The organism is Streptomyces sp. NPDC087215 (genome assembly GCF_044744885.1).
Classification (GTDB): domain Bacteria; phylum Actinomycetota; class Actinomycetes; order Streptomycetales; family Streptomycetaceae; genus Streptomyces.
Window position 1 is genome coordinate 168,609 of record NZ_JBIUZD010000001.1, and the last position, 24,847, is coordinate 193,455.

Consider the following 24,847-nt stretch of genomic DNA (forward strand, 5'->3'; position numbering starts at 1 on the left):
AGACGCCCCGAAGCGGTGCTCCGGGAGTTTCGACGAGTACGCCCTCCATGACGAACCATCACAAGGCGGGGCGAACCCCGCATGTCGGCACTGGTCCACCCCGGTGAGCCGACACGCCCGGTCGCACCCTCGGGAAGGTGGGGAAACCGCAGGTCAGATCCTTGCGGAAGGATCATCTGACGAATACTCGGATGGGTCAGCGCACTGTCACCCGGCTGTCGCGGCCCCGGCCCGGGGTCCGGGGCTCCGGAGGCCGCGCCCGGGGCCCGTACGGGGGTGGTCCCCACCCGTTCGGACCGCCCGGAATGACGGTCCGTCAGACCACCCCTACCGTTCTGACGACGCCATGAAGGGAGAACCATGCCCGCGAAGGACTTCCGCGTCGTCGAGCGCAGAAGACGCCAACCCTGGGGCGTGCTGGCCCTCGCCATGCTGTCCGGGCTCGCGATGATGCGCAACGGGGTGGACGTCTCGCCGGGGCCGCCGCAGCCCGCGGCGGCGGCCCGCCCGGTGGCACGGCCCGCGACCCCGCCGCCCGGCGCGAGCGAGGGCCTGGAGCCGCTGCCCTTCGCCCCGGCCTCCCGGATCAGGATCCCGGCGATCCAGGTGGCCGCGCCGATCATGGACGTGGGTCTGGACGCGGACGGCTGGGTGGCGGCCCCGCCGCCCGACGACACCAATCTCGCCGGCTGGTACCAGAACGGCATCTCACCCGGCCAGCGCGGCACCTCGGTCGTCGTCGGCCATGTCGACAACGCCCGGGGCCCGGCGGTCTTCTACGGCCTGGGCTCGGTCCAGAAGGGCCAGCACGTCGAGGTGGAGCGGTACGACGGCCGGATCGCGGTCTTCGAGATCTACGGGGTGGAGGTGTACGCGAAGGACGACTTCCCCGGCGTCCAGGTCTACGCGGACACCGGCGCCCCCGAGCTGCGGGTCATCACCTGCGGCGGCGGCTACACGCACGCGCGTGGCTACGACGGCAACGTGGTCGTGTACGCCCGCATGGTCGCCTCCCGGTAACCGGATGCGCGGCAGGGCCCCGGCGCCGCTGGTGCCGGGGCCCTGCCGCGTACGGAGGACGGGGGACGGGGGACGGAGGACGGAGGACGGGGAGGGCGGAGGACCGAGGGTCAGCGCCGGGGCAGGGTGATGCGGTACCCGGCGTCGAGGAGGGCAGGAAGGTACGCGCGCAGGGCGGCGACGCTCTGGGAGCGGTCGCCGCCCGCGTCGTGGTTGAGGACGACGGCGCCGGGGGCGGCGCCGTCCAGGGCGCGCCGGACGATGGCGTCGGTGCCCGGCTCCTTCCAGTCCAGGGTGTCGACCGTCCAGGCGAGCGGCTCCATGCCGAGTTCGGCACCGATCTCGAAGGAGTGCCGGTTCCAGGCCCCGTAGGGGGCGCGGTACCAGAGCGGGGCAGCCCCCAGGGCCCGTTCGACGACCTCGCTGGTGGAACCCAGCTCGTCACGGATGCGGGAGGGGCGCAGCTTGGGGATGAGGGGGTGGGTCCAGGTGTGGTTGCCGATGACGTGCCCCTCCGCGTCCATCCGCCGCAGCAGGTCCTGGTTCTCGACGGCCATCTCGCCGCAGACGAAGAACATGCCCCGGCAGTCGTACCGGCGCAGGGTGTCCAGGATGGCGGGGGTGTAGCGGGGGTCGGGGCCGTCGTCGAAGGTGAGCACCATGGCGCGGCCGACGCCCGAGAGGCTCAGGAAGGGCCGCTGCCGTACGGGCGGCGCCGTCCGCCGGTGGACCGGGGGCGCGTAGGCGGTCATGGGCTGCAGGCGGTAGGCGCTGGCGCGCGGCCGGGCGGCCTGGACCTGGGGTCCGGCGGCGGGTCCGGTTCCGGGGCCGCCCCGGGGCAGGGTGGCGGCCGGGGGGTCGGCGGGGGTGAGCAGGTCCGCCGCGAGGACGCCGACTGCGGTGGTGGCCCCGAGGGCGGCGGTCAGGCGGAGCACCGCCCGACGCCCTGGAGGCATCTGATCCTTTTTCATGACTAATGGTTCGTACGGATGAGGGTCTCCGCAGCTCACCGACACCGGCCACTCGTCCGAAAACACTCGATGAGCCGATAGCCTCGGCAGGTGACCGAACAGCGACCCGGCCGGTTCGAACGCGGCACCGACGGCCCGAAAGTGATCATGGCGGGAGTGGACGGCTCCGCCTCCTCCTTGCGCGCGGTGGCGTACGCGGCCGGGCTCGCCCGGCGGCAGGACGCGCTGCTCGCACTCGTGTACGTCCAGCCGGTGGTCCCCGCGGGGGTCGCGCTGGGTGCTCCCGTGACGGGGACGACCGAGGAGATCGCCGAAGACCTCGTCGCGGAGATCCGCGCGTCCACCGAGCGGGTGAAGGACCTGTGGCGGATGCGCTGGGAGTTCCACACCTTCCGGGGCGACGCCTACGCGGGCCTGGTCCAGGCGGCCGGGGAGCTGACGGCGGACGCCGTGGTGGTGGGCGCGTCGGAGTCGGCGGGCCACCGGTTCGTGGGGTCGGTGGCGGTCCGGCTGGTGAAGGCGGGCCGCTGGCCGGTCACCGTGGTGCCGTGACCGGCCGTCCGTTCCGACCGGGGCCCGCGGATGGCCGTGACCGGGGGCCCGGTGCCTTGAACGGCCTTCCGCGCCCGGCCTTTCCCGACCGGTCTCCGTGACCGGTCTCCGTGACCGGCGCCCATGACCGGTGTCCATGACCGGTCTCCGTGACCGGTGCCCATGACCGGTGTCCATGACCGGTCTCCGTGACCGGTGCCCATGACCGGTGTCCATGACCGGTCTCCGTGACCGGTGTCCGTGGCGCCCGTCGGCTACTTCCCCATCACCAGGCCGTCCCGGTCGGCGCCCCGGCCCAGGACCACCTCCCGGATCGTGTCGCGGATGTCGGCGCGGTTCGCTGAGGCGCCGTCGTCGGCGCCCAGGTTGACGACCCTGCCCCGGCCGGTGTCGAACCACTGGGGGACGTACTCGGCCCTGGTGACCTCCCAGCGCGCGCCGGGCTTGCGGGGCGGCGCGAAGGTGAACCGGCCGATGCTGCTCTGGTTGCCGCGCGGATCGAAGTCGCCCTCGTAATTGATCATGTCCCCGGCGATCTGGTCGCCCATCCCGTAGACGATCCAGGTCCCGTTGACCTTCTCGTACGCCTGCGGGACATGGGCGTGCGTACCGACGATCAGGTCGATGTCGGGGCGGCCGCCGGTCCGCGAGGCGGTGAGCGCGCGGCCGAGGGAGAGCTGGTCCTCGTCGGGTTCGGTCTGCCACTCGGTGCCCCAGTGGACGCTGACCACGACGACGTCGGCACCGGCCGCACGGGCGGAGCGGGCGTCCTCGACGACCTTCCGCTCGTCGAGCAGCCGGACCGCCCAGGGCTGCCCGTCGGGCAGCGGGTGGTCGTTGGTGCCGTAGGTGTACGCGAGGTGGGCGACCGTGGCGCCGCCCGCCTTGAGCAGGGTGGGCTTCGCCGCCTCGGCCTCGGTGCGGGCCGATCCGGCGTGCCGGACCCCGGCCCGGTCCAGGGCGTCGAGGGTGCGGCCGAGGCCCTCGGCCCCGTCGTCGAGGCTGTGGTTGGAGGCGGTGGAGCAGGAGTCGTACCCGGTGGCCTTAAGCGCGGCGGCGACCTCGGGGGGCGACTTGAAGGCGGGGTACCCCGTGTAGGGACCGCCGTCCTTGCCGTAGACGGTCTCCATGTGGCAGAGGGCGAGGCCCGCGCCGGAGACCACGGACCGCACCCCGGAGAACATCGGGGCGAAGTCGTAGCCGTCGCCCTCGGAGTCCTCGGCCGCCCGGCGGATGATCGAGTCGTGCGGGAGGACGTCCCCGGAGGCGACGAGGGTGAATCCGGCGGGCGCCGAGGCACCGCCGGGCGCGGCGGAGGGGGCGGTGGACCCCGCCTTGCCGGGGCGTGCGGCCGAGGTCCCCGGGGCGGCGCCGCCCGCCGGACCGCTCCCGCCGGTGCAGCCGGTCGCCGCCGCGAGCAGGACGGCGGCGAGCGCCGCGGCCCCCGCCGGTCTGGTGCGTGAGGTCATGTACGGCACTCCGCCCGAATCAGAGGATGAACAGGTGTTCACACGAATTGATCTCTCGGACATGCGCCAGTCAAGGGTCGGGGCCGTACGGAGGTGCGAACCCCGCTGAATCGGACGCAACGGTTCCGGCCGACCGCCGCCGCCCTCCCCTCCGGCCCGTTCCGGGCCTACGGGAGCACCACCGGCCACCCCGCGCGACCGTCCACGGGCCGGAATCCGGCCACCGCCCCACCCGCCGCGCGACCGCCCACGCGCGCCCCCGCCGCCCGGCCGCGAACCGCACCCCGCCCCGTCGTCGACCGGCCGTCGACCGTTCGCCGTACCACTCGTCGCTCGGTGCGACCGTTCGTCGCAGACCCGTGTCCGTGCCCTGTCCCTCGCCCGGCGGATGCGTTCGGATACGCCCCGGACGACGAGCACGGGAAAGGCGGCAGGCACGATGACGACGGCGACCACCGACGAGCGGACCCTCCAGGAGCTGCAGCGGGACCACGGCCCCGCCCTGCTCTCCTTCCTGCTCGGGCTCACCTACGGGGACCGCCAGCGGGCCGAGGACCTCGCCCAGGAGACCCTGGTACGGGCCTGGCTCCACCCCGAGGCCTTCACCGGCCCCTACGACTCGATGCGCCCCTGGCTCTTCACCGTCGCCCGCCGCCTCGCCATCGACGCCCGGCGCTCACGCCTCGCCCGGCCCGCCGAGACCGGCGACGGCGTCCTCGCCGTGACCCCCGACCCCGCCGACGCCACCGCCTCCGCCGAAGCCGCGCTCGACGTACGGGCGGCGGTCCGGGGCCTGAGCCCCGAACACCGCGCGGTCCTCGTCCGGCTCTACTTCCACGGCCTCACCGTCAACGAGGCGGCCGTCGACCTCGGCATCCCCGCCGGGACGGTCAAGTCCCGCTCCCACTACGCGCTCCGCCAGCTCGGCCGGTCCCTGCCCGGCTACCGGCCGCGCCACCCCACCGCCCCGGCCCCGAACACCCGCCGCGCCACGCCCCGTACACCGCACGCGGCACCGCGAACCCCGCTCGTCCCACCGGTACCGATCCGGCCGGGAAACGTATCCGAAACCACACGGGCGAGTTGAGCAAAGCGGGACACACGGGCGTCCTCCCCGGAGGAAGCTCTCCCCCGGGTGCCCACACATCCGGGTCCCCGATCTCCGGGAGAAGGTGGGAACGTTGCTGCCCGAGAGCACGAACGGCACCGGCGGGACGAGCGGCGGCGGACTCGCCGTACCGATGGCCTGGCTGTGCGCCGAGTACCTGGCCGACGAGGTGCTGCGGGCCGCCGCGCTCGTGGCGCCCGGCTCGCTGGAGTACCGGGCGGGCCTCCAGGCGCTCGCCCTCACCGTCCACCTCACGGAGGAACCGGAAGGACCGGACGGCCGACGGGCCCTCGGGGGAACCGACGAGTGGCTGCGGCACACCGCGTACGACCGGCCCTGGCCGCAGTGGGCCGAGGAGCGGCTCTCGGCCCGGCGCGCGGCCGACCCGGGCGGTCCCGACCTCGTACTCGCCGAGACGGCCTGGCGGCGGCTGCGGGACACCTGGGTCCGCGCCACCGACCTCGACGGCAGGGACGACCCCACGGCCCCGGTCGACGAGGACGAACAGATCTGGCTGCCCGCCTGGAAGCTGGGGCTGCCGCTCGCGCACCTCTCCCTGCACCTGCGCTGAGCCCGGCCGACGACCGGGCGGGCCGGGTCAGGGCGCCGAACGGTGGACTCCTGGACGGTACTTGGGAATCCGTACGGTCACCTTCATGCCCGCCCCGACCCCCGTCTCGATGACGAGCCCGTGCTCCACCCCGTACACCTGGCGCAGCCGCTCGTCCACATTGGACAGGCCGATGCCGGAGCCGGCCCGGTGCTCGCCGCGCAGCACCGCGCGCAGCAGCTCCGGGTCCATGCCGATGCCGTCGTCCTCGACGGTCACCACGGCCTCGGCGCCCGCGTCCCGGGCGGCGATCGTGACCCGGCAGCCCCGCTCCCGCTCCTGGAGCCCGTGCTTCACCGCGTTCTCCACCAGGGGCTGGAGGCAGAGGAAGGGCAGCGTCACCGGCAGCACCTCGGGAGCGATCTGCAGCGTCACCTTCAGCCGGTCGCCGAACCGCGCTCCGGCGAGCGCCAAATACTGCTCGATGGAGCGCAGTTCGTCCGCCAGATGGGCGAACTCGCCGTGCCTGCGGAACGAGTACCGGGTGAAGTCAGCGAACTCCAGGAGGAGTTCCCTGGCCCGCTCGGGGTCCGTCCGGACGAAGGAGGCGATGGCGGCGAGGGAGTTGAAGATGAAGTGCGGGGATATCTGGGCCCGCAGCGCACGGATCTCCGCCTCCACGATCCGGGTCCGCGAACGGTCCAGCTCGGCCAGCTCCAGCTGCACGGAAGCCCACCGGGCCACCTCCGTCGCGGCCCGCACCAGGACGGCCGACTCCCGCGAACCGTAGGCGACGAGCGCGCCGAGCACCCCGTCCTCCCCGGTGAGCGGGGCGACCACCGCCCAGCGCAGCGGGCACGCCGGGTCGGCGCAGCCGGTGTGCGCCGAGCGGCTGCGCCCCGACTCCAGGGTCTCGGCCGCCTGTTCCGGTACGTGCGCCCGGTGATGCTCCTCGCCCGGTCCGTCCCAGGCGAGGACCGCGCCCCGGTCGATGAGGCAGAGCGCCTCCGTGCCCAGGAGCGAGCGGAGCGTCCCCGCCGCCCGACGGGCGGTCTCCTCGGTGAGTCCGGCCCGCAGCGGCGGCGCGGCGAGCGAGGCGGTGTGCAGGGTGTGGAAGGTGGCCCGCTCCACGGGCGTCCCGAGCCCGGGATCGGCGGCGCGCCCACCGTCGCGGGCCGTGAACCGGCCCAGGACGAACCCGGCGGCGAGCAGGACGGCCGCCGTGGCGACGGCCGCGGCCAGGGCGATGCCGCTCATCCTCGTACCTCCTGGGCGGGGACGGTGCCGGGCCCCTCCTCCGGCGCGCCGGGGCGGGTGACCTCCTCCGGCAGGTGCAGACGGGCGAGGAGCGCCGAAGTGCCGGGCGGGACGCTGCGGGGCGTGGCCAGCGAGACCAGGACCATGGTGAGGAAGCCGAGCGGCACCGACCACACGGCGGGCCAGGCCATCAGGGTGTGCGGCCAGCCCGCGGGCGGGAGCCCGGCCCGGGTCGCCATCACGGCGGCCAGCGCCGAACCGCCGCCGAGCAGCAGCCCGGCCATCGCGCCCGGCGGGGTGAGCCGCCGCCACCAGATGCCCAGGACGAGCAGCGGACAGAAGGAGGACGCGGAGACCGCGAAGGCGAGGCCGACGGCGTCGGCGACCGGCACCTTGGAGGCGACCACCCCGACACCGAGCGGGACGGCGGTGGCGAGCAGGGTCGCGAGCCGGAAGTGCCGTACGCCCCGGGAGGGCAGCACGTCCTGGGTGAGGACCCCGGCGACGGACATGGTCAGCCCGGAGGCCGTGGAGAGGAACGCGGCGAAGGCGCCGCCCGCGAGCAGCGCCCCCAGCAGGTCGCCGAGGAGCCCGCCGAGGACGCGGTCGGGCAGGACGAGCACGGCGGCGTCGGGAGAACCGGTGAGGGCCAGTTCGGGGGCGTAGATCCGGCCGAGGGCCCCGTAGAGCGGCGGCAGCAGGTAGAAGGCGCTGACCAGGCCGAGCACGACGAGCGTGGTGCGCCGGGCGGCGCGGCCGTGCGGGCTGGTGTAGAAGCGGACGGCGACGTGCGGCAGGCCCATGGTGCCGAGGAAGGTGGCGAGGATCAGCCCGTACGTGGCGTACAGCTGGTGTCCGTCGCGGCCCCCGGCCAGGGGCTGGGACCAGCCGAGGGGATCGGCGCCGTCGGCCACCCGCTCGGGGAGGACCGCGCCCGGGGCGAAGGCGAGGGTCGTGCCGCCGAGGACGTGGTGGGTGCCGGACGCGAGCGTGACGGCGCCGCCCTCGTACCGTACGGAGTCGACGGTGCCGGTGACGGTCAGGGAGAGCGGCGCGTCGAGCCCGATCCGAACCGTGTCGGCGACCTGGACGACGGTGTGGCCGCGCAGCACGGCGGGGGCGTCGAACCGGGCGCGCGGCGCGCCCTCGCCGTACCAGGCGGTGAGCAGGAAGAGGGCCGGGACGAACAGCGCGGTCAGTTTCAGCCAGTACTGGAACGCCTGGACGAAGGTGATGCTGCGCATTCCGCCTGCGGCGACCGTGCCGGTGACGACGAGCGCGACGAGGAGTCCGCCGACCCAGTCGGGGGCACCGGTGAGGATCTCCAGGGTGAGCCCGGCGCCCTGGAGCTGGGGCAGCAGGTAGAGCCAGCCGATGCCGACGACGAAGAGGCTGGCGAGCCGACGGGCCTGCGGCGATTCGAGGCGTGCCTCGGCGAAGTCGGAGAGGGTGTACGCGCCCGAGCGGCGCAGCGGGGCGGCGACGAGGACGAGGAGCACGAGGTATCCGGCGGTGTAGCCGACCGGGTACCAGAGCATGGCGGGGCCCTGGACGAGGACGAGTCCGGCGATGCCGAGGAAGGAGGCGGCGGAGAGGTACTCGCCGCTGATCGCGGCGGCGTTGAGGCCGGGGCCGACCGTGCGCGAGGCGACGTAGAAGTCGGAGGTGGTCCGGGAGATCCGCAGGCCGAGGGCGCCGATGAGGACGGTGGCGAGGACGACGGCGGCGACGGCCACGACGGCGTGGGTCTGGTTCACGGGAGCACCTCCCGGGGCGCGTCCACGACGACCGCTCCTCCGTACGTCAGGACCGCCCCGGCGCCGTCCGGCACGGCCGTCTCGCGGTGCGTCACGGCCGCGCCGTCGCCGGTCACGACCGCCCCGCCCTCCGGCATCGCCGTTCCGTCGTCCGTCACGGCCCTTCCGTCGTCCGTCACGACCGGCCCGTCCTTCGGCACGGTCGTCTCATCGTTCGACGAGGCCGGTGAAGTCGCGCTCGTTGCGTTCGGCGCGGCGCACGTACCAGCGGGCGATGCCCCAGACGACGGGGTGGACGGCGACGCCGAGGGCGATCCACACGAACGCCTCGGGCACGGGCAGGGCGAGCAGCAGCGGCAGCGGGCCGACGAGCAGGACCAGCGCGCCGAGGGCGGTGAGCGCGGCGCGCAGCTGGCTGCGCATCAGGGACCGGACGTAGGTGTGGCCGAGGGTGGTCTGTTCGTCGATCTCCGAGCGGGCCGGGGGGTGGACCGGGCGTCGCCGGGCCGGACCCGGCGGGGCGCCGGGTCCGTGGGCGGAGGCGTAGGTGACCGTCTCTCGGCGGGGCCGGCGCGGCGGGTGGTGCTCGGACATCGGGGTCCGCTCCGGCATCTCTCGACGGCCTCCCGTACGGGAAGGGAGGGCCTCGGGCCCGGGGACGCGTGGAGTCTACGCAGGTGGGCGCGGGCGCGGTAGGGGTGCGGGGTCAGCCTGCGGCGCGGCGCATCAGGAGGTCCCGCAGGGGGCGGGCGTGCCGACGGCTGACGGCGAGGTCGGTGCCGCCGATCCGGACGGAGGTGGTGCCCCCGTCGAGCCGCAGTTCGTCGATCCGGGCGAGGGCCACGAGGTGGCTGCGGTGGATGCGGACGAAGCCCCGGGAGGCCCACCGCTCCTCCAGGGTGGAGAGCGGGATGCGGACGAGGTGGCTGCCGTGGTCGGTGTGCAGCCGGGCGTAGTCGCCGTGGGCCTCCGCGTACGCGATGTCCTCGACGGCCACGAAACGGGTGACTCCGCCGAGCTCGACGGGGATCTGCTCGGGCGCGGAGGTCACCGGAGGGACCGGGGCGGCGGTCGCGTGGACCAGGTCGTGGACGCGGCGGACCGCTTCGGCGAGGCGCTCGCGGCGGACGGGCTTGAGGACGTAGTCGACGGCCTTCAGGTCGAAGGCCGTCAGCGCGAAGCCCTCGTGGGCGGTGACGAAGACGACGAGCGGCGGGCGGGCGAAGCCCGCGAGCAGCCGGGCCACGTCGAGTCCGGTGAGGCCGGGCATGTGGATGTCGAGGAAGACCACGTCGACGGCCTCGTCGCCGTCCGGGCCGGACTCCAGGGCGCGGCCGATCCTGCGGAGCGCGGCGGTGGCGTCGCCCGCGCCCTCGGCGGAGCGGACCCGGGGGTCGGCGCGCAGCAGGTAGAGGAGTTCCCCGAGGGCGGGTTCCTCGTCGTCGACGGCCAGTACGCGCACCATGGGCGGAGTGTAGTGGGCGGTCCGGCGGGGTGGGGCCGGTACGTCACCGGGTCCGCGGGGGCCCGGTCCTGCGCATGGGCCCGAGGGGCCGGTCCCTCGTCGGGCGTCCGGTCTATTTCAGGAGCTTGGACAGGCGCCGGTCGGCCAGGAGCTTTCCGCCGGTCTGGCAGGTGGGGCAGTACTGGAGGGAGGAGTCGCTGAAGGAGACCTCGCGGATGGTGTCGCCGCACACCGGGCAGGGTTCGCCGGTGCGGCCGTGGACCCGCAGACCGCTCTTCTTCTCCGCCTTGAGCTTTCCGGCGGCGACGCCCCGGGAGCGTTCGACGGCGTCGAGGAGGGTGGTCCGCATCGCCGTGTACAGGGCGGCCGTCTCCTCGGGGGTGAGGTTCTGGGTGGGTTTGAAGGGGGACGTCTTCGCGGCGTGCAGGATCTCGTCGCTGTACGCGTTGCCGATGCCCGCGATGAGGCTCTGGTCGCGCAGGGCGCCCTTGATCTGGCGCCGTTCCCCGGCGAGGAGGGCGGCGAACTCCTCGGGGCCGAAGTCCTCGGCGAGCGGGTCGGGCCCGAGGCGGGCCACGCCGGGCACCTCGGCCGGGTCGCGGACCACGTACACGGCGAGGCGTTTCGTCGTGCCCATCTCGGTGAGGTCGAAGCCGTCGCCGCCGGTGAGCGCGGTGCGCAGGGCCAGCGGGCCCTTGCCCGGCTTCGGCGGTCCCGAGGGCAGCGGGTCCTGCCAGCGGAGCCAGCCCGCGCGGGCGAGGTGGACGAGGAGGTGGAGCGTGCCCCCTGGGCCCTCGGTGGTGAGGTCGAGGAACTTCCCGTGCCGTCCGACCCCGGTGACCTCGGCGCCCTCGACGGCGGTCACGGGCGGGTCGTACGTCTTCAGGACGCTGATCGCGACGGGCAGCACACGGGCGATCTCCTTGCCCACCAGGTGTGTGCCGAGGAACGCGCGCAGCGCTTCCACCTCGGGGAGTTCGGGCATGTCTCCACCCTGCCGCACGGACGGCGGGGACGCGCGACGGGCGCGGCTCCGGGGACGTGGGTAACGACGGCTGCGGGGCGCGGGCCGGGTCCGGGTCCGGGTCCGGGTCCGGGTCGCAGCGGGCCCGGCCAGGCAGAGCCGTGCCGTGCCGTGCCGTGCCGTGCAGAGCCGTGCCGTGCCGTGCCGTGCGGACCGTGGTGTGCCGTGCCGTCAAGGCCCTCCGGCTCCGTCCTCCTCCAGCGCGAACTCGCACCACACGCACTTGCCGCCGCCCCGGGGCTCGACGCCCCAGACGTCGGAGATCTGCTCGACCAGCAGCAGTCCACGGCCGGACACCCCGGCCTCCCCCGCCTCCCGGCGGCGCGGCAGGGCGCTGGAACGGTCCTCCACCTCGACCCTGAGCCGCCGTTCGGGACCGCCCAGGATCCGCAGGGTCAGGATCGCGCCGCCGTCGGTGTGCATAAGGGCGTTGGTCATGAGTTCGTCGGCGGCGAGTTCGATCTCGTCGGCGCGTTCTCCCCCGCCCCAGGCCCGGACCGCGGCCCGGATCATGTGCCGGGCCGAGCTGAGGGCCTCGGGGTCGTTCTGTGCCACGTGCTGCCGGAACCGTCCGGTGCCCCGGGCCCCGGTCGTCTCCTCGCGGCGCAGCAGCAGGATGGCGACGTCGTCCTCGCCGCCCCGGTCGGCGACCACGTCACACAGGTGGTCGGCGAGTTCCTGGAGGTCGGCGGGGCCTCGCCTGACCAGGGAGGAGAGCCATTGGAGGCCCTCGTCGAGGTCGGCGCCGGGCTTCTCCACCAGTCCGTCGGTGTAGAGCATCAGGGTCCGGCCGGGGTCCAGTTCCAGGGTGGTCACCGGGTAGTCGACCCGGCCGAACTCGGCGGAGAGCCCGAGCGGCAGGCCGCCCTCCACCGGAATCCGGCGGCAGTGGCCGTCGGGTTCCCGGACGAGCGGGTCGACGTGTCCGGCCCGGACGACCTGGACGACGCCGGTGCCGAGGTCGGCCTCGGCGTAGGTGCAGGTGGCGAAGCGTTCGGTGTCGAGTTCGTGGAGGAAGACGGAGGCACGGGCCATCACCGTGGCCGGGGGGTGTCCTTCGGCGGCGTAGGCGCGGAGCACGATCCGCAGTTGTCCCATGACGGCGGCGGCGTGCGTGTCGTGCCCCTGGACGTCTCCGATGACGGCGCCGACCCGTCCGCCGGGCAGGGGGATGAGGTCGTACCAGTCGCCGCCGACGTCCCTGCCGAGGCGGGCGGAGCGGTAGCGGACGGCGGTCTGTGCGCCGGGCAGGTCGGGAATGCGGCGCGGCAGCATCGCCTGCTGGAGGCCCTCCGCCAGGTCGTGCTCCTGTTCGTAGAGCATGGCTCGCTGGAGGCTCTGGGCGATGCTGCTGCCGAGGGCGACGAGCAGGGTCCGCTCGTCCTCGCTGAAGCCGGTCCGGTCGTTGTACAGCAGTCCGAGGGCGCCGATGGGCCTGGCCTGGGCGATGAGCGGGAGGTAGGCGGCGGAGGTGATGCCGAGCCCGCTGATGTGCGGCCAGAGCACGGGGAAGGAGGCGGCGAAGTCCCGCGCCGATTCGATGAAGCGGGGGCGCAGGGTGCGGATGACCTCGCTCATCGGGTAGGGCTCGTCCACCCGGGTGAACCGGGTGCCGGGCACGAAGGAGCCCTCGGGTCCCTCGGCGACCAGTTCGATGCGTCCGGCGTCGAGGAGGCCGACGACGAGGCTCGCGGCGCCGAAGTGTTCGAGTGCGTGGGAGTCGTCGAGCAGGTCGATGACGTCCTGCACGGTCCGCGCGTACGCCAGGGCGGCGGTGGTGCCCTCGACGACACCGGCGCGGCGGCGTCTGCCCTCGTCGAGGCCGAGCCGGGCGGCGGACTCGCTGAGTTCGTGGGTGGCGTCGCGCACCACGCCGACGATGCGCACGGGACGGCCGGTGGCGTCCCGGTGCACCAGTCCCTGGGTGTGGGTCCACTGCTGGACGCCGTCGCGGCGGCGGATGCGGAAGTAGGCGCCGTACTGCTCGCTGCCGTCCTTGAGCGCCTGGGTGACGAGGTTGTCCAGGCGGCTGCCCTCGTCCGGCTGGATCCGTGAGCCGAGGCGTTCGGGGCGTCCGTCGTACTCCGCGCGGTCCATGTCGAAGACGTCGAGCGCGGCGTCGTCCATGGCCATCGTCCCGGCGACGAGGTCCCAGTCGAAGCCGCCCATGCGGAAGGCGGAGCCGTGGGCGGAGAGGATTCCGGCGGTTCCGACGGAACTGCCGGTTCCGACGGAACCGGCCCCCGGCCCCTCGGGCGCGCGGCCGGGCCGTCCGGCCGGTTCCCCGCCCCCGTTGCCCGCGTTCATGGGGCCACGCTAGGCGCGGTGCCGCTCGGGCGCACCACGAAGATCCGTGTCACCCCTGGAAGGTCTCGTGCCGGTCCGGGACGGGCGCGGCCGGGAAGACCTGGTCGGGCGGCAGTTCCCCGTCGGGGGCGGTGGGCGGTTCGGCGTAGGGGTCGGGGAAGGGGTCCCCGTAGGGGTCGGCCGGATGCTCGGGCGGGGTGTCGGGGTGCTCCTCGGGGTGCTGCTCGGGGTCGGGGAAGGGGTACGGCTCCGGGTGCGCGGGGGCCGGTTCGGTACCGGTGCCGCCGCTTCCCGAGGGGTCGGGGCCGATCGGCGGGCTGACCGGTTCGGACGGTACGGGCGGGGGCGGGACGGGCCTGACCGGCGGGTCGGCGTCCGGGCCGGTGGGACGGCCGGGCGGTGCGGTGTCCGGTGTGCCGGGCGCGGTCCGGTCGGGGGTACCGGTGCCGGGTGCCGTCCGGTCCGGTGTGCCCTCGCCGGTGAGGGTGCACGCGTCGGGGTCGCAGGTCGGGGGCACGTCGGGGGCACGGTCATCGGCGCCGTCGCTGCCGGTCCGCCGTTCGATCCAGCTGCGGTCGGTGGCGTTCACGATGACGAGGCTGGTGACGACGGAGGTGGTCGGCCGGACGACGATCACGCGGTCGGGGTCGAAGCCGTCCCAGGGGTCGCCCCGGTGGATGCCGGAGGGGTCGGCGGCGGGGGTGCGCAGCGGGTTGCCGCCGGCGCAGCGGACGCGGGGGGCGCCGTAGGGGTCGACGAGGACGGCCGTACCGGCCTGGAGGACGGACTGGAAGGGCCGGGGCCGGGTCTCGCGGTATCCGTGGCTGGTGACCCTGACGTCCGCGCGGAGCACCACGGGGGTGAGTCCGCGGAGCCAGCCCTCGACGTTGCTCTCGGGGATGCCGGAGGCTTCGGCGAAGGCGCGTTTCTTGTCCTGGTCGGCGGTGAGGAGCGCGGACTGCCGGGGGACGTCGCAACTGCCGACGGACCGGGTGCCGCCGTAGAGGCCGGGGGTGGAGCCGGTGACCTCGTGCGCCTGCTGGGCGGTGTCCTCGGAGTCGCGCTCGGGCGTCGGCGGGCGTACGGCGTTGCGGACGGTGGAGGCGGTGAAGGGGTCGGGGCCCGTCGCGGAGAGCGGCTGGAGGAAGACGTCCGTGACCCCGCCCGCGGCGGGTTCCGCTCCGCCGCGCGAGCCCTCCCACGCGGCGGAGCAGCCGGTGAGCAGCAGGGCGGCGGCGAGCACGGCGGAGGTCCCCGGGACCGTACGGGGGCGGGGGCCGGGGGGCGAGCCCGCTCCCGTACGGGGCCGGGCGTCGGGCCGTCCTCCCGCGCGGGGTCGCTCGTCGGGGTCTGCCGGGACAGGAGCCGGGGAGGCGGTGGGGGTTCGCCGCGTCCGGCGGTGGGCTGAGCGCACCTGTCTGTCTCCCGCTTTCTTCTGCCCGGGGTCCGGGCCCGGGGTCCGGCCGTTCCCTCCTGTCTGCCGCAGCACCCGGTGCGCCGCAAGCGGAGGGCGGCCGACCGGGTGGGGAGGGACACGCGAAGGACTGGAACACGTTCAAGGAAACCCCTACGCTCTCACCCTGCCAGTTGAACGCGTTCAAGCAGGGGGCGGCCGGTCCTCCCCCACGGCCCGCCCGCGAACGGAGCTTCCGGCATGACCCGTCTGCTCAACAGCCTGTCCCGCCCCCGGCCCGCCCTCACCTACGGCGAGCCCGGCGCCACCCGCGCCCCGGCGGACCTCCCCGAGGGATACCGCCACCTGCGCTGCACCACGGTCGTCGGCCACGGTCGCGCGGCCTTCGAACGGGCCGGGACCGCCGTCACCACCTGGCGGATGCACCGCGACTCCGGCGCGTCCCTGCTCTCCGACGCCGGGCGCGCCGCGCCGGGCACGGTCGTCGAGGTGTCGGTCGGCCTCGGCCCGTTCCGGCTCACCGCCCCCTGCTCGGTGATCTGGGCGGCGTACGAGGACCGGCGCACGGGCTTCGCGTACGGCACGCTCACCGGGCATCCCGAGTGCGGTGAGGAGTCCTTCGTCGTGGAACTGGAGGACGACGGCACGGTCCGCTTCACCGTGACCGCCTTCAGCCGCCCCGCCACCTGGTACACCCGGCTCGCCGGACCGCTAGTCCCACCGCTCCAGCGGGCGTACGCGCACCGGCTCGGCCGCACCCTCCGGCGTCTCGTCAGAAGCTGATTCCCGGCCGATACTGGAAGGGATGGAGTGGTTCACGGCACCCGACCTGTGGCTGGGCCGGATCGTCTTCCAGCGGGGCCTGGCCGCGCTGTACTGCGTGGCGTTCCTGTCGGCCGCCCTGCAGTTCCGGGCGCTGATCGGGGAGCGCGGGATGCTGCCCGTGCCGGAGTACGTGCGGGGGACCCGGGCGCGCGACACGCCGTCGCTGTTCCACTGGCGCTACTCGGACCGGCTCTTCGCCGCCGTCTCGTGGTCCGGTGCGGGGCTGGCCCTCGCCCTGCTGGCGGGCGCCGGGGACGCGGTTCCGCTGCCGGTGTCGATGCTGTTCTGGCTGGTGCTCTGGGCGCTGTACCTGTCGATCGTGAACGTGGGCCAGACCTGGTACTCCTTCGGCTGGGAGACGCTGCTCCTGGAGGCGGGCTTCTTGGCCGTGTTCCTCGGCAACGACGACATCGGGCCGCCCGTCCTCGTCCTGTTGCTGCTGCGCTGGCTGCTCTTCCGGGTGGAGTTCGGCGCCGGTCTGATCAAGATCCGTGGCGACCGCTGCTGGCGGAACCTGACCTGCCTCTTCCACCACCACGAGACGCAGCCGATGCCCGGCCCGCTGAGCTGGTTCTTCCACCGTCTGCCGCGCCCGCTGCACCGGGTGGAGGCGGCGGCCAACCATGTCGTGCAGCTGGTCGTGCCGTTCCTGCTGTTCGCCCCGCAGCCGGTGGCGACGGTCGCCGCCGGGCTGATGATCGCCTCCCAGCTGTGGCTGGTGCTCTCGGGCAACTTCGCCTGGCTGAACTGGCTGACCGTGGTGCTGGCCCTGTCCGTCGTGGACGCCTCCGCGCTCACCGGCCCGCACCCGCGCCCGCTACCGCCGCTCTGGTACGTGGTCCTGGTCGTGGCCCTGACCGCGTTCGTCCTGGTCCGCAGCTACCGCCCGGTACGCAATCTGCTCTCCCGCCACCAGGCGATGAACCGTTCGTACGATCCGTACCACCTGGTCAACACCTACGGGGCGTTCGGCACCGTCGGGCGGGTCCGGGAGGAGATCGTCGTCGAGGGCACCCACGACCCCGAGCCGCACGAGGGCACGGTGTGGCGGGAGTACGGCTTCCGTGGCAAGCCCGGGGATCCTCGCAGGATGCCCCGCCAGTTCGCCCCGTACCATCTGCGGCTCGACTGGCTGATGTGGTTCGCGGCGCTCAGCCCGGGGTACGCGCGCCCGTGGTTCGGCCCGTTCGTGGAACGGCTGCTCGACGGCGACCCGGACACCCTGCGGCTGCTCGCCCACGATCCGTTCCCCGGGCGGCCCCCGCTCTTCGTCCGGGCCCGGCTGTACCGGTACCGCTTCACGACCTGGCGGGAACTGCGCGCGACCGGCGCCTGGTGGCACCGGACACCGGTGCGGGAGTACCTGCCGCCGACCCGGCTGCGTCCCGGTGCCCCCGGCCGGACGCGGCCGGGGGCACCGGGATGAGGCAAGGGGATCAGTCGATGCCGGGCAGGATGTGCGGCTCCGCGAGATCGTCCTCGTAGCCCGCGAGCCTGATCGGGGCCGAGCGGGCCCAGACCTCCAGGCTCCCCAGCTCTCCGTTGCGACGCGGCCGTTCCTTGGTCGGGGCCGGTCGCGGTTCCTTCTTCGTCAGTTCGGGTGTCACCGCGCACTCCTTCGTGTCGCGTACCTGTGGGACAAGTGCCGGTCGGTCGCGGTGGCGCCGTTCGTCGGGCGGGACCGCGGCCTTGGTGGAGGACCGGTCCCGGGAAGGCCGTGAGGACGGTGTGTCTCCTCGGTGGCCGACCGTGAACATCAGAGTAACCAAATGAGCGCAGCCGCGCTCTACCGGGCCGCCAACTGTGACGCGATCGGGTGAAGGAAACCGAAGAGCGCCCCCTCCGGCGGAGGGGGCGCTCTCGGGAAGCGCACGGGCACTGCCGTGCGCGGGGACCGCTCGTGCGGGGGAACCACTCGTGCGCGGGGGCCACTCGTGCGCGGGGGCCACCGGTTCGCGGGACTACCAGTTCGCGGGGGCGTAGTCCTTCAGGAAGCACCCGTAGAGGTCCTCGCCTTCCTCGCCGCGCACGATCGGGTCGTACACCCGGGCCGCGCCGTCGACGAGGTCGAGCGGGGCGTGGAACCCCTCCTCGGCCAGCCGCAGCTTGTCGAAGTGCGGGCGCTCGTCGGTGATCCAGCCCGTGTCGACCGAGGTCATGAGGATGCCGTCGGTCTTGAACATCTCCTCGCCGCTGGTCCGCGTCACCATGTTCATCGCGGCCTTGGCCGCGTTGGTGTTCGGGTGCCCGGCGCCCTTGTAGCCACGGCTGAAGACGCCCTCCATCGCGGAGACGTTCACGACGTAGGAACGCCCGCTCGCGGCCTTCCGCGCCGCCTCGGCCATCAGCGGACGCAACTTGCTGATCAGGATGAACGGCGCCGTGTAGTTGCACAGCTGGGTCTCGAGGAGCTCCACCGGGGAGATCTGCTCGATGCTCTGCACCCAGGTGTTGCTGTCGACGACGTCCGGCACGAGACCGCCCGCGTCGATGGCGGTGCCGTCGAGGTGCTTGGCGATGCTGGCGTTGCCCGCGACGAGCGCGAGGTCGGCGACCTGCTGCGCCTCCAGGTCGCGCACGCCCACGGGCAGCTCCGAGGAACCGACGAGCTCGCCGACCGCGCCCGAGTTGAAGGCGCCGATGACGTGGTGGGCGGGCAGCTCACCGGACGGGAGCGCCGCGCTCTCCCCCTCGACGAGCGCGGAGTACGCGGACGGGAGCCTGCGCACGGTCTGCGTCGCGTTGTTGACCAGGATGTCGAGCGGGCCGTCCTCGGTCATCCGGTCGGCGAGCGCCACCACCTGGGCCGGGTCGCGCAGGTCGATGCCGACGACCTCCAGGCGGTGGATCCACTCGGCGGAGTCCTCCATCGCCTTGAAACGGCGGATGGCGTCCTTCGGGAAGCGGGTGGTGATCGTGGTGTGGGCGCCGTCGCGCAGCAGCCGCAGCGCGATGTACATGCCGATCTTCGCCCGGCCGCCGGTCAGCAGGGCCCGCTTGCCGGTGAGGTCGGCGCGGGCTTCGCGCCTGGCCCGGTTCTCGGCCGCGCACGGCTGGCAGAGCTGGTGGTAGAAGTAGTCGACCTCGACGAACCGCGTCTTGCAGACGTAGCAGGAGCGGGGACGCTGGAGTATCCCGGCGATCCGGCCCTCCTCCGTCACGGAGGAGGGCAGCAGGCCCTCGGTCTCGTCGTCGATGCGCTGCGCCGAGCCGGTCGCCGTGGCCTCGGTGACCGCCTTGTCGTTGGCGGTCTTGGCGGCCCTGCGCTCCTGGCGGCGGCGCTGCTTCACCGTCCGGTAGATGCCCGCGGTGGCGCGCCGGACCTGGATCGCGTCCGGGTGGTCGACCTCCAGCTTGTCCAGTTCGTCGAGGACGCTGAGGCAGACGGCCAGGCGCTCGGGGTCGACGCCCGGCCCGTAGTCCTGGGTTTCTTCGGTCACCGTCATGGCCTTCGGGTTCCTCGTTCGCTCGTACGTCGCCGGTCGTGGGCTCTCGAAGGAGCAACTTTACGGAGCGGGGGGCCGCGCCTCCAAACCCGTACGGGGAGCGTGGTCGAAGACACAGTCGCCGCACAGAGCGCCACCCGGGCAGCGGTAGTACAGGCAGCAGCTCGCGCGGCGCAGCCGGGGGCCCCGGACCGTGCCCGCGAGGTCGGGGTGCTCCAGGAGGCCGGAGACCAGCGCGGCGGCCCGCTCGGCGGCCTCCGGGCGGCCGTGGGCGAGGGCCCAGCGGGTCAGCTCGCGCAGGGCGCCGGCGAGGGCGGAGCCCGCGTTGCCCCACAGCAGGCGCGGGGAGACGCGTCCGTCGCGGGCGAAGGCCGCGTGCAGCGGGACCAGGTGTGCCTCCTGGACGGCCGCGCGCAGCTCGGCCACGGTCGCGGGTCGGGTCGCGGAACCGTCCCACCACAGGTCGTCGGGCGAGGTCAGCGCCCCGTCCCAGTGCAGTGCCGCGGGATCGAGGTCGGGGAAGGCGCCGTGGAGGGCGGCCGGTCCGAGCGCGGTGGACCAGAGCCTGGCCGCGAGTCCGAGGTGCGCGACGGAAGCGCCGACGCGTCGCTCGGGGGCATGGAGCCGGGCGGCGACCCGGTCCACGCGCGCGTGGAGGGGTCCGTCCTCCCCCGCGTAGAGACGGGCGAGCGGGCGGTGGGCACCGCCGGTCTCCGGCGGTGCGGTCCGCAGCGCGAAGAAACCGCCCACCGATCCGCTCTCGACGAGATCCACGCGTGACTCCCCCTGGTCCTGTCCGACCGGCTCTGTCCGACCGCCGCCGCCGTGCCGGTGCCCGTGGCGCTCCGGCACGTCGGCCTTCTGTCGGATTCCGGTTTTTTCTCCGTCCACCGTATCGGCCTCCCCGCACCTCCGGCAGTACATGAAAAGACCCTTTACACCCGTTCTGACCTGCACGGGTGTACATCCCACGGCGTACGGCGGAGCCGGGTACCACGTCGGCGGTAGCGGTGAAGACGTCCCCTGGGACGACGACGCGATCGGCCGGTCGGAGAGATCGTGGAAGGTATGAGTCCCCTCCTGCTGTCCGTCCTCCTGGCCCTGGTCTCCGCGGTCGCCTACGCGGGCGCGGCGATCGTGCAGGAGCGGGTCGCGGCCTCCGCCGCCGGTCCGCGCTACGCGCCGCTGCGCAGCCGGGCCTGGTGGGGGTCCGTCCTGCTCAACGGCTTCGGCGCGACCCTGCACGTCGCGGCGCTCGCGTACGGGCCGCTCAGTCTGGTGCAGCCGCTGGGGGCGCTCACGATCGTGTTCGCGCTGCCCATGGCGGCGCTGTTCGTCGGCCGGGGGGCGGGGCGGCGGGCCTGGCGGGGTGCCGTCATGGCCACGGCGGGCCTGGCGGGACTCCTGAGCCTGGCGAGCGGCGCCGGGGGAAGGTCCCTGGCCGACGGGGACCGGTGGCTGCTCGCGCTCTCCGCCTTCGGCCTGGTGGGCGTCCTGTTCGCGGTCGCGCACCTGATCGGCCGGTCGGTGCTCCGCAGCGTCGTGCTCGCCACGGCGGCGGGCGTCTCCTTCGGCATCGCCTCCGTCTTCACCAAGTCGGTGGCCGAGGGCTGGACCCCGGGGGCGCCGCTCGCCGAGTGGACGGGGCTCCTCGTGCTCTCGACACTGGCCGTGACCGGGCTGCTGCTCTCCCAGGCCTCGTACCGGGGTGCCGGTCTCGCCGCACCGCTGGCGACCGTCACGGTCGTCAACCCGGTGGTCGCCGCCACCGTGGGCCTGACCCTGTTCGGTGAGAGCTTCCGCTACGGCACCGCCGGTACGGTGGCGGCGCTGATCTGCGGTGCGGTGGCGGCCGGCGGTCTGGTGGAGCTGACCCTGGACCGGATGGCGCCCCCCGCGACGGGGGTGCCGTCCCCGGGCGGGACGGCACCGGACGCGGAGGCCCCGAAGCCTTCGGGCCCCTCCGGTTCCCCGGCGTCAGAAGGTGACGCCGCGGGCCCTGAGGTAGGCCAGGGGGTCGATGTCGGAGCCGTACCCGGGACCCGTCCGGACCTCGAAGTGGAGGTGCGGTCCCGAACTGTTGCCGGTCGATCCTGAGCGGCCGATCCGCTGCCCCGGGGTGACCCGCTGGCCCTCGCGGACGGTGAGCGCGGAGAGGTGGGCGTACTGGCTGTAGCGGCCGTCGTCGTGGCGCAGGACGATCTGGTAGCCGTACGCGCCGCCCCAGCCCGCGGCGACGATCCGCCCCCCGGACACGGCCTTCACGGAGGTGCCGGTGGGGACGGGGAAGTCGACGCCGGTGTGGTAGCCGCTGGACCAGGAGGAGCCCGGCTTGCCGTAGCGGGTGCCGATGTCGGAGGAGACGGGGGCGGAGTAGCGGTCCTCGTCCGCCTCGGCCGGGCGCGGCCGGGAGACCGGCCTCGGCTGGGGCTTGGCCTCCTCGGTGGGCTTGGCCACGGGCTTCGTGACCGGTTTCGTGACCGGTTTCGTGTCGGTGCGCGCATCCGACGGGGCCGTCGCCGGACGGGTGCGGGGCACGTCGGACCGGGGTGCGGGCGTGGCCTTCGGCGGCGTGGCCCGTGGCGGCTTCGTGACGGTCTTCGGCCCCTTGAGCCCGGGCTTCGGGGTGTTGACGGCTGCCTTCGGCGGGGTCGTACCGACCGGCTCCGCGGGCTTCTTCGGCGCCTCGATGCGCAGGGTCAGGCGCTGGCCGGGGTGGATCAGGTCGGGGTCGTCGCCGACGACGGTCCGGTTGGTGGCGTACAGGCCCTTCCAGCCGTTCCTGACGCGCTCCTCGCGGGCGATCTTCGACAGGGAGTCGCCGGGCGTCACCGTGTACATCTCGCGGACGGTCGGAACGGCGGTCGGGCCGACGTTCCGCGCGGTGCGCTCGGGCAGGGCGCGCTGGCCCGGCAGGGAGGTGGTCCTCGCCGCGTTCCCGCCGGATGCCTTCGCGCCGGAGGCGCCGGGGCTGATGTCCGGTGCGTCCCCGCCCCGGGTGAGCCCCGCTCGGGCGCCGCAGGCGGGCCAGGCGCCGGGGCCCTGGCCCTTCAGGACGCGCTCGGCGATCGCGATCTGCTGGTCCTTGGAGGCCAGGTCGGCGCGCGGCGCGTAGTGGGTGCCGCCGTACCGCTCCCAGGTGGACTGGGTGAACTGGAGTCCACCGAAGTAGCCGTTGCCGGTGTTGATCTGCCAGTGGGAGGTCGACTCGCAGGCCGCGACCTTCTCCCAGACGTCCAGCGACGCGGCCTGTACGCTCCCCGCCCCGATCAGCGGCAGCGCCATTCCGGCGCCTCCCGCCGTGACGGTGAGCGAGGCGCGGTTGATCCGGCTCGGCTGGTGGCGGCGATGACGTCCGCGTACGGCCATGGGCCCCCCTTGAACACAGCGACAGCGGTCCAAGTTAGGGGGTGCGCACGTTCCGTGACAAGTGATACGCGGAAGACCAACCCTCTTGTGTCAGCTCGGTGTTGACCGCGGAGCCCTCAGGCCGGGCCCGGCTGGGGCTGCGGCTCGGGTTCCGGCACGGGCCCACCGGGTCCGGGGACGGGCTCGGGAGAGGGCACGGGAGCAGGCCCGGGGCCCGGTCCGGGCGGGCCGGGCAGCGGGCCGGGCGGGGGTACGGGCGGCGGCGAGGGCACCGGCGACGGGAGGGGCGAGGGCGGCAGCGGGTCCGGATGGGGCTGGGTCATCGAGGTCCTCCGGGTCGACGGGTTCCGGCCCTCCAAGGGTGACCCGCGGAACGCCGGACCGCCCGCCGGGCCCGTACGGGAGGGGTCCGGTCGGGTGGGGCCCGGTCTGCCCGTACGGGAGGGGTGACGAGACCCGTAGGGGCAGGGCGACGGAACGGAACCCCTGTACGGGGCGGGAATCCTTACGGGGCGGGAACCCTTACGGGGCGGGAGACCCTTACGGGTGGCGGCCCCTTGCGGGCAGGGTCTCCTACGGGCGGGGCGGGTCGGACTGCGACCGGAGCCGGAGGGGTGGCGCCCCGGCGACCCGGTCACCACAGCCCCGGACTGGCCTCCAGCTGGAGCTGGGCGGCACGGACGACTTCCGGCGGCGCCGCCGGAGCCTCCTCGGGGTGCCGCCCGGCCCATGCGGCGGCGTACGAACAGAGCGGCACGACGGGAACGCCTTCGGCGGCGGCGAGCGCGTAGAACTCGCGCGCGAGGGACCCGGCGATCCCCTTCCCCTCGTACGCCCGCTCGACGACCGTGTGCACGGCGACGAGCGCGCGGGGTTCGGCGTCGAGGGCGAAGTAGACGATGGCGCCGACGCGGGTCTCCCCCTCGAACGCCTCCAGACGTCCGGACGACCGGTCGTCGACGATCTTCAGTTCGTCCATGCGCCGCTCCCTCTGCTCGTACGGTGACGGGCTACCGCGCGGGCACGGCGCCCGGACCGCGCACCGTGTCGCTCCCGGGAACGGGTGCGGAGGCGTCGGTCCCGAGTTCCACGATGCGGTTGTCGGCGTCGACGTGCACGACGCGCGGGACGAAGGAGCGCGCCTCCGCGTCCTCGACCTGCGCGTAACTGATCAGGATGACGAGGTCACCGGGGTGGACCAGATGGGCGGCGGCGCCGTTGATCCCGATGATCCCGGAGCCGCGTTCGCCCTCGATGACGTACGTCTCCAGACGGGCACCGTTGTCGATGTCGACGATGTGCACCAGCTCACCGGGCAGCAGGTCAGCCGCCTCCATCAGCTCGGCGTCGACGGTGACCGATCCGACGTAGTGCAGATCGGCCTGAGTCACGGTCGCCCGATGAATCTTCGACTTGAAGAGGGTTCGAAGCATGGAAAGACTCCAAAATATCGGCTCCCTGCCTGCGTTTTGCAGGTCAAGGGCTGTCCTCCAGGCTACAACGCCGGGCACTTCGCACACGAGTCCGCCGACCGGGCCGGTTCGAGGAGTCCTGAAACGCGATCGGCCGGGCTCCGCGCCACGGTGAAGTCCCCACCGAGGGGCTCGAACCATGAGAGCGTTTCTGCCATGATCTCCATGCGAAGGGGCCGTGCCGCGTAGGGCACCGGCTTCGCTTCGGCCTCGACGACACCACGGGGGACAGCCCTGGGTGCGGTACCGCGATGTCCCGGGTCTGTCGGGAGCGGCGAACGCCGCCGTCCGACTGCTCGAACGGGAGCGGTTCTCCCCGGGTGCCGTCTCGGTGGCGCTGAGCGTGTGGTCGGTGCGCGTCCATGGCCACCGGCGTCGGTGGAAGCAGTGGGAGGCCGAATTCGCCTGCCCCTGCTGCGGCGAGGGGTGGGCCCGGGACAGGCTGGCGGACGTACTGCTCCTGCTGCCGCCGAGAGCCGCGACGGAACTCCGGGGCCGGGTGGTGCGTCTGGACTCGGTGCTGCTCGCCCGGACGCACCACGATCCGACGACGGACCCGGGCCTCGCGTGGTGGCACCGCCGGTGCTGACCACGGTCGTACCGCCCCCGCGCCGGGAAGGCATGGCCGCCTGCCGCTTCCCTCATCACCGACCCGAGACCGAAATCGTCATCTCCCTCGCTGTCAAAGGGCTTTCTGAACGGTTCTCCCGGCCAGCCGTTGCCGTCACCGACGGCTGCCGCGGCGTTCTTCTCACGTATCGCGCGACCGGGAAGAATCCCGCGCGTCGGCGCTCTTCCGACGACCACCGCACGGAAGCGTGCCGCAGGGAATCGGTGGGCA

At 73.9% G+C, this 24,847-nt stretch carries 24 protein-coding genes; 8 read left to right on the plus strand and 16 right to left on the minus strand.

Annotated features, from left to right (window positions below):
• The first annotated feature begins 360 nt into the window (after positions 1-360).
• Positions 361-1,020 carry a class F sortase gene (locus tag ACIO92_RS00690; RefSeq protein ID WP_401236100.1) on the plus strand — a complete coding sequence of 220 codons (660 nt, stop codon included), beginning with the start codon at positions 361-363 and terminating at the stop codon, positions 1,018-1,020.
• A gap of 110 nt (positions 1,021-1,130) precedes the next feature.
• Here ACIO92_RS00690 and ACIO92_RS00695 read toward each other — a convergent pair whose 3' ends face one another.
• Positions 1,131-1,991: a polysaccharide deacetylase family protein gene (locus tag ACIO92_RS00695; RefSeq protein ID WP_402280603.1), complete on the minus strand. Its 861-nt coding sequence runs from the start codon at positions 1,989-1,991 to the stop codon at positions 1,131-1,133.
• Positions 1,992-2,081: 90 nt separating this feature from the next.
• On the opposite strand from ACIO92_RS00695, the gene ACIO92_RS00700 reads away from it, so the two are divergent.
• Positions 2,082-2,543, plus strand: coding sequence for a universal stress protein (locus tag ACIO92_RS00700; RefSeq protein WP_366440822.1), 462 nt, complete (start codon positions 2,082-2,084; stop codon positions 2,541-2,543).
• 254 nt (positions 2,544-2,797) lie between these two features.
• On the opposite strand, the gene ACIO92_RS00705 is transcribed toward ACIO92_RS00700, so the two are convergent.
• Positions 2,798-4,012 (minus strand): CapA family protein, encoded by a 1,215-nt coding sequence (locus ACIO92_RS00705; RefSeq protein ID WP_366440821.1) that lies wholly within the window; start codon positions 4,010-4,012, stop codon positions 2,798-2,800.
• Between the two features lie 439 nt (positions 4,013-4,451).
• On the opposite strand from ACIO92_RS00705, the gene ACIO92_RS00710 reads away from it, so the two are divergent.
• Together ACIO92_RS00710 and ACIO92_RS00715 are read left to right on the plus strand one after the other, a co-directional pair.
• Positions 4,452-5,099, plus strand: coding sequence for a sigma-70 family RNA polymerase sigma factor (locus ACIO92_RS00710; RefSeq protein ID WP_366440820.1), 648 nt, complete (start codon positions 4,452-4,454; stop codon positions 5,097-5,099).
• A 94-nt stretch (positions 5,100-5,193) separates the two neighbouring features.
• Positions 5,194-5,691, plus strand: coding sequence for a hypothetical protein (locus ACIO92_RS00715; protein ID WP_366440819.1), 498 nt, complete (start codon positions 5,194-5,196; stop codon positions 5,689-5,691).
• A gap of 27 nt (positions 5,692-5,718) precedes the next feature.
• On the opposite strand, the gene ACIO92_RS00720 is transcribed toward ACIO92_RS00715, so the two are convergent.
• The 8 genes from ACIO92_RS00720 to ACIO92_RS00755 all read right to left on the minus strand — a co-directional run bounded on the left by ACIO92_RS00720 (position 5,719) and on the right by ACIO92_RS00755 (position 14,723).
• Positions 5,719-6,927, minus strand: coding sequence for a histidine kinase (locus tag ACIO92_RS00720; RefSeq protein ID WP_366440818.1), 1,209 nt, complete (start codon positions 6,925-6,927; stop codon positions 5,719-5,721).
• Positions 6,924-8,684: a cation acetate symporter gene (locus tag ACIO92_RS00725; protein WP_366440817.1), complete on the minus strand. Its 1,761-nt coding sequence runs from the start codon at positions 8,682-8,684 to the stop codon at positions 6,924-6,926. The genes ACIO92_RS00720 and ACIO92_RS00725 overlap by 4 nt, the downstream gene beginning before the upstream one ends.
• Positions 8,681-8,863: a hypothetical protein gene (locus tag ACIO92_RS00730; protein ID WP_366440816.1), complete on the minus strand. Its 183-nt coding sequence runs from the start codon at positions 8,861-8,863 to the stop codon at positions 8,681-8,683. The genes ACIO92_RS00725 and ACIO92_RS00730 overlap by 4 nt, the downstream gene beginning before the upstream one ends.
• A gap of 28 nt (positions 8,864-8,891) precedes the next feature.
• Positions 8,892-9,278, minus strand: a complete 387-nt coding sequence (locus ACIO92_RS00735; protein ID WP_366440815.1) for a hypothetical protein — start codon at positions 9,276-9,278, stop codon at positions 8,892-8,894.
• A gap of 112 nt (positions 9,279-9,390) precedes the next feature.
• Complete coding sequence (locus tag ACIO92_RS00740) at positions 9,391-10,149, minus strand: LytTR family DNA-binding domain-containing protein (RefSeq protein ID WP_366440814.1); 759 nt, start codon at positions 10,147-10,149, stop codon at positions 9,391-9,393.
• 112 nt (positions 10,150-10,261) lie between these two features.
• The gene (locus ACIO92_RS00745) at positions 10,262-11,134 is read right to left on the minus strand and encodes a DNA-formamidopyrimidine glycosylase family protein (protein WP_366440813.1); all 873 of its coding nucleotides are present in this window, start codon (positions 11,132-11,134) and stop codon (positions 10,262-10,264) included.
• A 210-nt stretch (positions 11,135-11,344) separates the two neighbouring features.
• The gene (locus tag ACIO92_RS00750; protein ID WP_402280598.1) at positions 11,345-13,480 is read right to left on the minus strand and encodes a SpoIIE family protein phosphatase; all 2,136 of its coding nucleotides are present in this window, start codon (positions 13,478-13,480) and stop codon (positions 11,345-11,347) included.
• Between the two features lie 49 nt (positions 13,481-13,529).
• Positions 13,530-14,723: a DUF6777 domain-containing protein gene (locus tag ACIO92_RS00755; protein ID WP_402055915.1), complete on the minus strand. Its 1,194-nt coding sequence runs from the start codon at positions 14,721-14,723 to the stop codon at positions 13,530-13,532.
• 411 nt (positions 14,724-15,134) lie between these two features.
• Between ACIO92_RS00755 and ACIO92_RS00760 the strand changes: the two genes are divergently transcribed.
• The gene (locus ACIO92_RS00760) at positions 15,135-15,677 is read left to right on the plus strand and encodes a DUF1990 domain-containing protein (protein ID WP_366440810.1); all 543 of its coding nucleotides are present in this window, start codon (positions 15,135-15,137) and stop codon (positions 15,675-15,677) included.
• 22 nt (positions 15,678-15,699) lie between these two features.
• On the plus strand, positions 15,700-17,145 hold the full coding sequence (locus ACIO92_RS00765) for a lipase maturation factor family protein (RefSeq protein WP_401236111.1): 1,446 nt from the start codon (positions 15,700-15,702) through the stop codon (positions 17,143-17,145).
• A 10-nt stretch (positions 17,146-17,155) separates the two neighbouring features.
• Here the strand turns inward: ACIO92_RS00765 and ACIO92_RS00770 are convergent, their stop codons facing one another.
• The 3 genes from ACIO92_RS00770 to ACIO92_RS00780 form a co-directional block, all read right to left on the minus strand.
• The gene (locus ACIO92_RS00770; protein ID WP_366440808.1) at positions 17,156-17,326 is read right to left on the minus strand and encodes a hypothetical protein; all 171 of its coding nucleotides are present in this window, start codon (positions 17,324-17,326) and stop codon (positions 17,156-17,158) included.
• Positions 17,327-17,680: 354 nt separating this feature from the next.
• Positions 17,681-19,165, minus strand: coding sequence for an SDR family NAD(P)-dependent oxidoreductase (locus ACIO92_RS00775; protein ID WP_366440807.1), 1,485 nt, complete (start codon positions 19,163-19,165; stop codon positions 17,681-17,683).
• 60 nt (positions 19,166-19,225) lie between these two features.
• On the minus strand, positions 19,226-19,939 hold the full coding sequence (locus ACIO92_RS00780) for a (2Fe-2S)-binding protein (RefSeq protein WP_401236114.1): 714 nt from the start codon (positions 19,937-19,939) through the stop codon (positions 19,226-19,228).
• Between the two features lie 294 nt (positions 19,940-20,233).
• Here ACIO92_RS00780 and ACIO92_RS00785 point away from each other — a divergent pair, with 294 nt between their 5' ends.
• Positions 20,234-21,262: a DMT family transporter gene (locus tag ACIO92_RS00785; RefSeq protein WP_366440805.1), complete on the plus strand. Its 1,029-nt coding sequence runs from the start codon at positions 20,234-20,236 to the stop codon at positions 21,260-21,262.
• Here ACIO92_RS00785 and ACIO92_RS00790 read toward each other — a convergent pair.
• From ACIO92_RS00790 to panD, 3 genes are all read right to left on the minus strand, one after another.
• Positions 21,143-22,534: a transglycosylase family protein gene (locus ACIO92_RS00790; RefSeq protein ID WP_402280594.1), complete on the minus strand. Its 1,392-nt coding sequence runs from the start codon at positions 22,532-22,534 to the stop codon at positions 21,143-21,145. The genes ACIO92_RS00785 and ACIO92_RS00790 overlap by 120 nt on opposite strands.
• A 634-nt stretch (positions 22,535-23,168) precedes the next feature.
• Entirely contained in the window at positions 23,169-23,513 is a 345-nt protein-coding gene (locus ACIO92_RS00795) for a GNAT family N-acetyltransferase (RefSeq protein ID WP_366440803.1), read from the minus strand.
• Positions 23,514-23,544: 31 nt separating this feature from the next.
• Positions 23,545-23,967, minus strand: a complete 423-nt coding sequence (gene panD / locus ACIO92_RS00800) for an aspartate 1-decarboxylase (protein WP_384852574.1) — start codon at positions 23,965-23,967, stop codon at positions 23,545-23,547.
• A 277-nt stretch (positions 23,968-24,244) separates the two neighbouring features.
• On the opposite strand from panD, the gene ACIO92_RS00805 reads away from it, so the two are divergent.
• Positions 24,245-24,595 (plus strand): hypothetical protein, encoded by a 351-nt coding sequence (locus tag ACIO92_RS00805; protein WP_401236119.1) that lies wholly within the window; start codon positions 24,245-24,247, stop codon positions 24,593-24,595.
• Positions 24,596-24,847 lie beyond the last annotated feature (252 nt).

Bases quoted from the DNA above. Each gene is read 5' to 3' on its own strand.
- ACIO92_RS00735 (WP_366440815.1), bottom strand. From the start codon at position 9,278: ATGTCCGAGCACCACCCGCCGCGCCGGCCCCGCCGAGAGACGGTCACC.
- ACIO92_RS00795 (WP_366440803.1), bottom strand. From the start codon at position 23,513: ATGGACGAACTGAAGATCGTCGACGACCGGTCGTCCGGACGTCTGGAG.
- ACIO92_RS00750 (WP_402280598.1), bottom strand. From the start codon at position 13,480: ATGAACGCGGGCAACGGGGGCGGGGAACCGGCCGGACGGCCCGGCCGC.
- ACIO92_RS00790 (WP_402280594.1), bottom strand. From the start codon at position 22,534: ATGGCCGTACGCGGACGTCATCGCCGCCACCAGCCGAGCCGGATCAAC.
- ACIO92_RS00745 (WP_366440813.1), bottom strand. From the start codon at position 11,134: ATGCCCGAACTCCCCGAGGTGGAAGCGCTGCGCGCGTTCCTCGGCACA.
- panD (WP_384852574.1), bottom strand. From the start codon at position 23,967: ATGCTTCGAACCCTCTTCAAGTCGAAGATTCATCGGGCGACCGTGACT.
- ACIO92_RS00760 (WP_366440810.1), top strand. From the start codon at position 15,135: ATGACCCGTCTGCTCAACAGCCTGTCCCGCCCCCGGCCCGCCCTCACC.
- ACIO92_RS00690 (WP_401236100.1), top strand. From the start codon at position 361: ATGCCCGCGAAGGACTTCCGCGTCGTCGAGCGCAGAAGACGCCAACCC.
- ACIO92_RS00775 (WP_366440807.1), bottom strand. From the start codon at position 19,165: ATGACGGTGACCGAAGAAACCCAGGACTACGGGCCGGGCGTCGACCCC.
- ACIO92_RS00765 (WP_401236111.1), top strand. From the start codon at position 15,700: ATGGAGTGGTTCACGGCACCCGACCTGTGGCTGGGCCGGATCGTCTTC.
- ACIO92_RS00720 (WP_366440818.1), bottom strand. From the start codon at position 6,927: ATGAGCGGCATCGCCCTGGCCGCGGCCGTCGCCACGGCGGCCGTCCTG.
- ACIO92_RS00740 (WP_366440814.1), bottom strand. From the start codon at position 10,149: ATGGTGCGCGTACTGGCCGTCGACGACGAGGAACCCGCCCTCGGGGAA.
- ACIO92_RS00710 (WP_366440820.1), top strand. From the start codon at position 4,452: ATGACGACGGCGACCACCGACGAGCGGACCCTCCAGGAGCTGCAGCGG.
- ACIO92_RS00705 (WP_366440821.1), bottom strand. From the start codon at position 4,012: ATGACCTCACGCACCAGACCGGCGGGGGCCGCGGCGCTCGCCGCCGTC.
- ACIO92_RS00785 (WP_366440805.1), top strand. From the start codon at position 20,234: ATGAGTCCCCTCCTGCTGTCCGTCCTCCTGGCCCTGGTCTCCGCGGTC.
- ACIO92_RS00695 (WP_402280603.1), bottom strand. From the start codon at position 1,991: ATGAAAAAGGATCAGATGCCTCCAGGGCGTCGGGCGGTGCTCCGCCTG.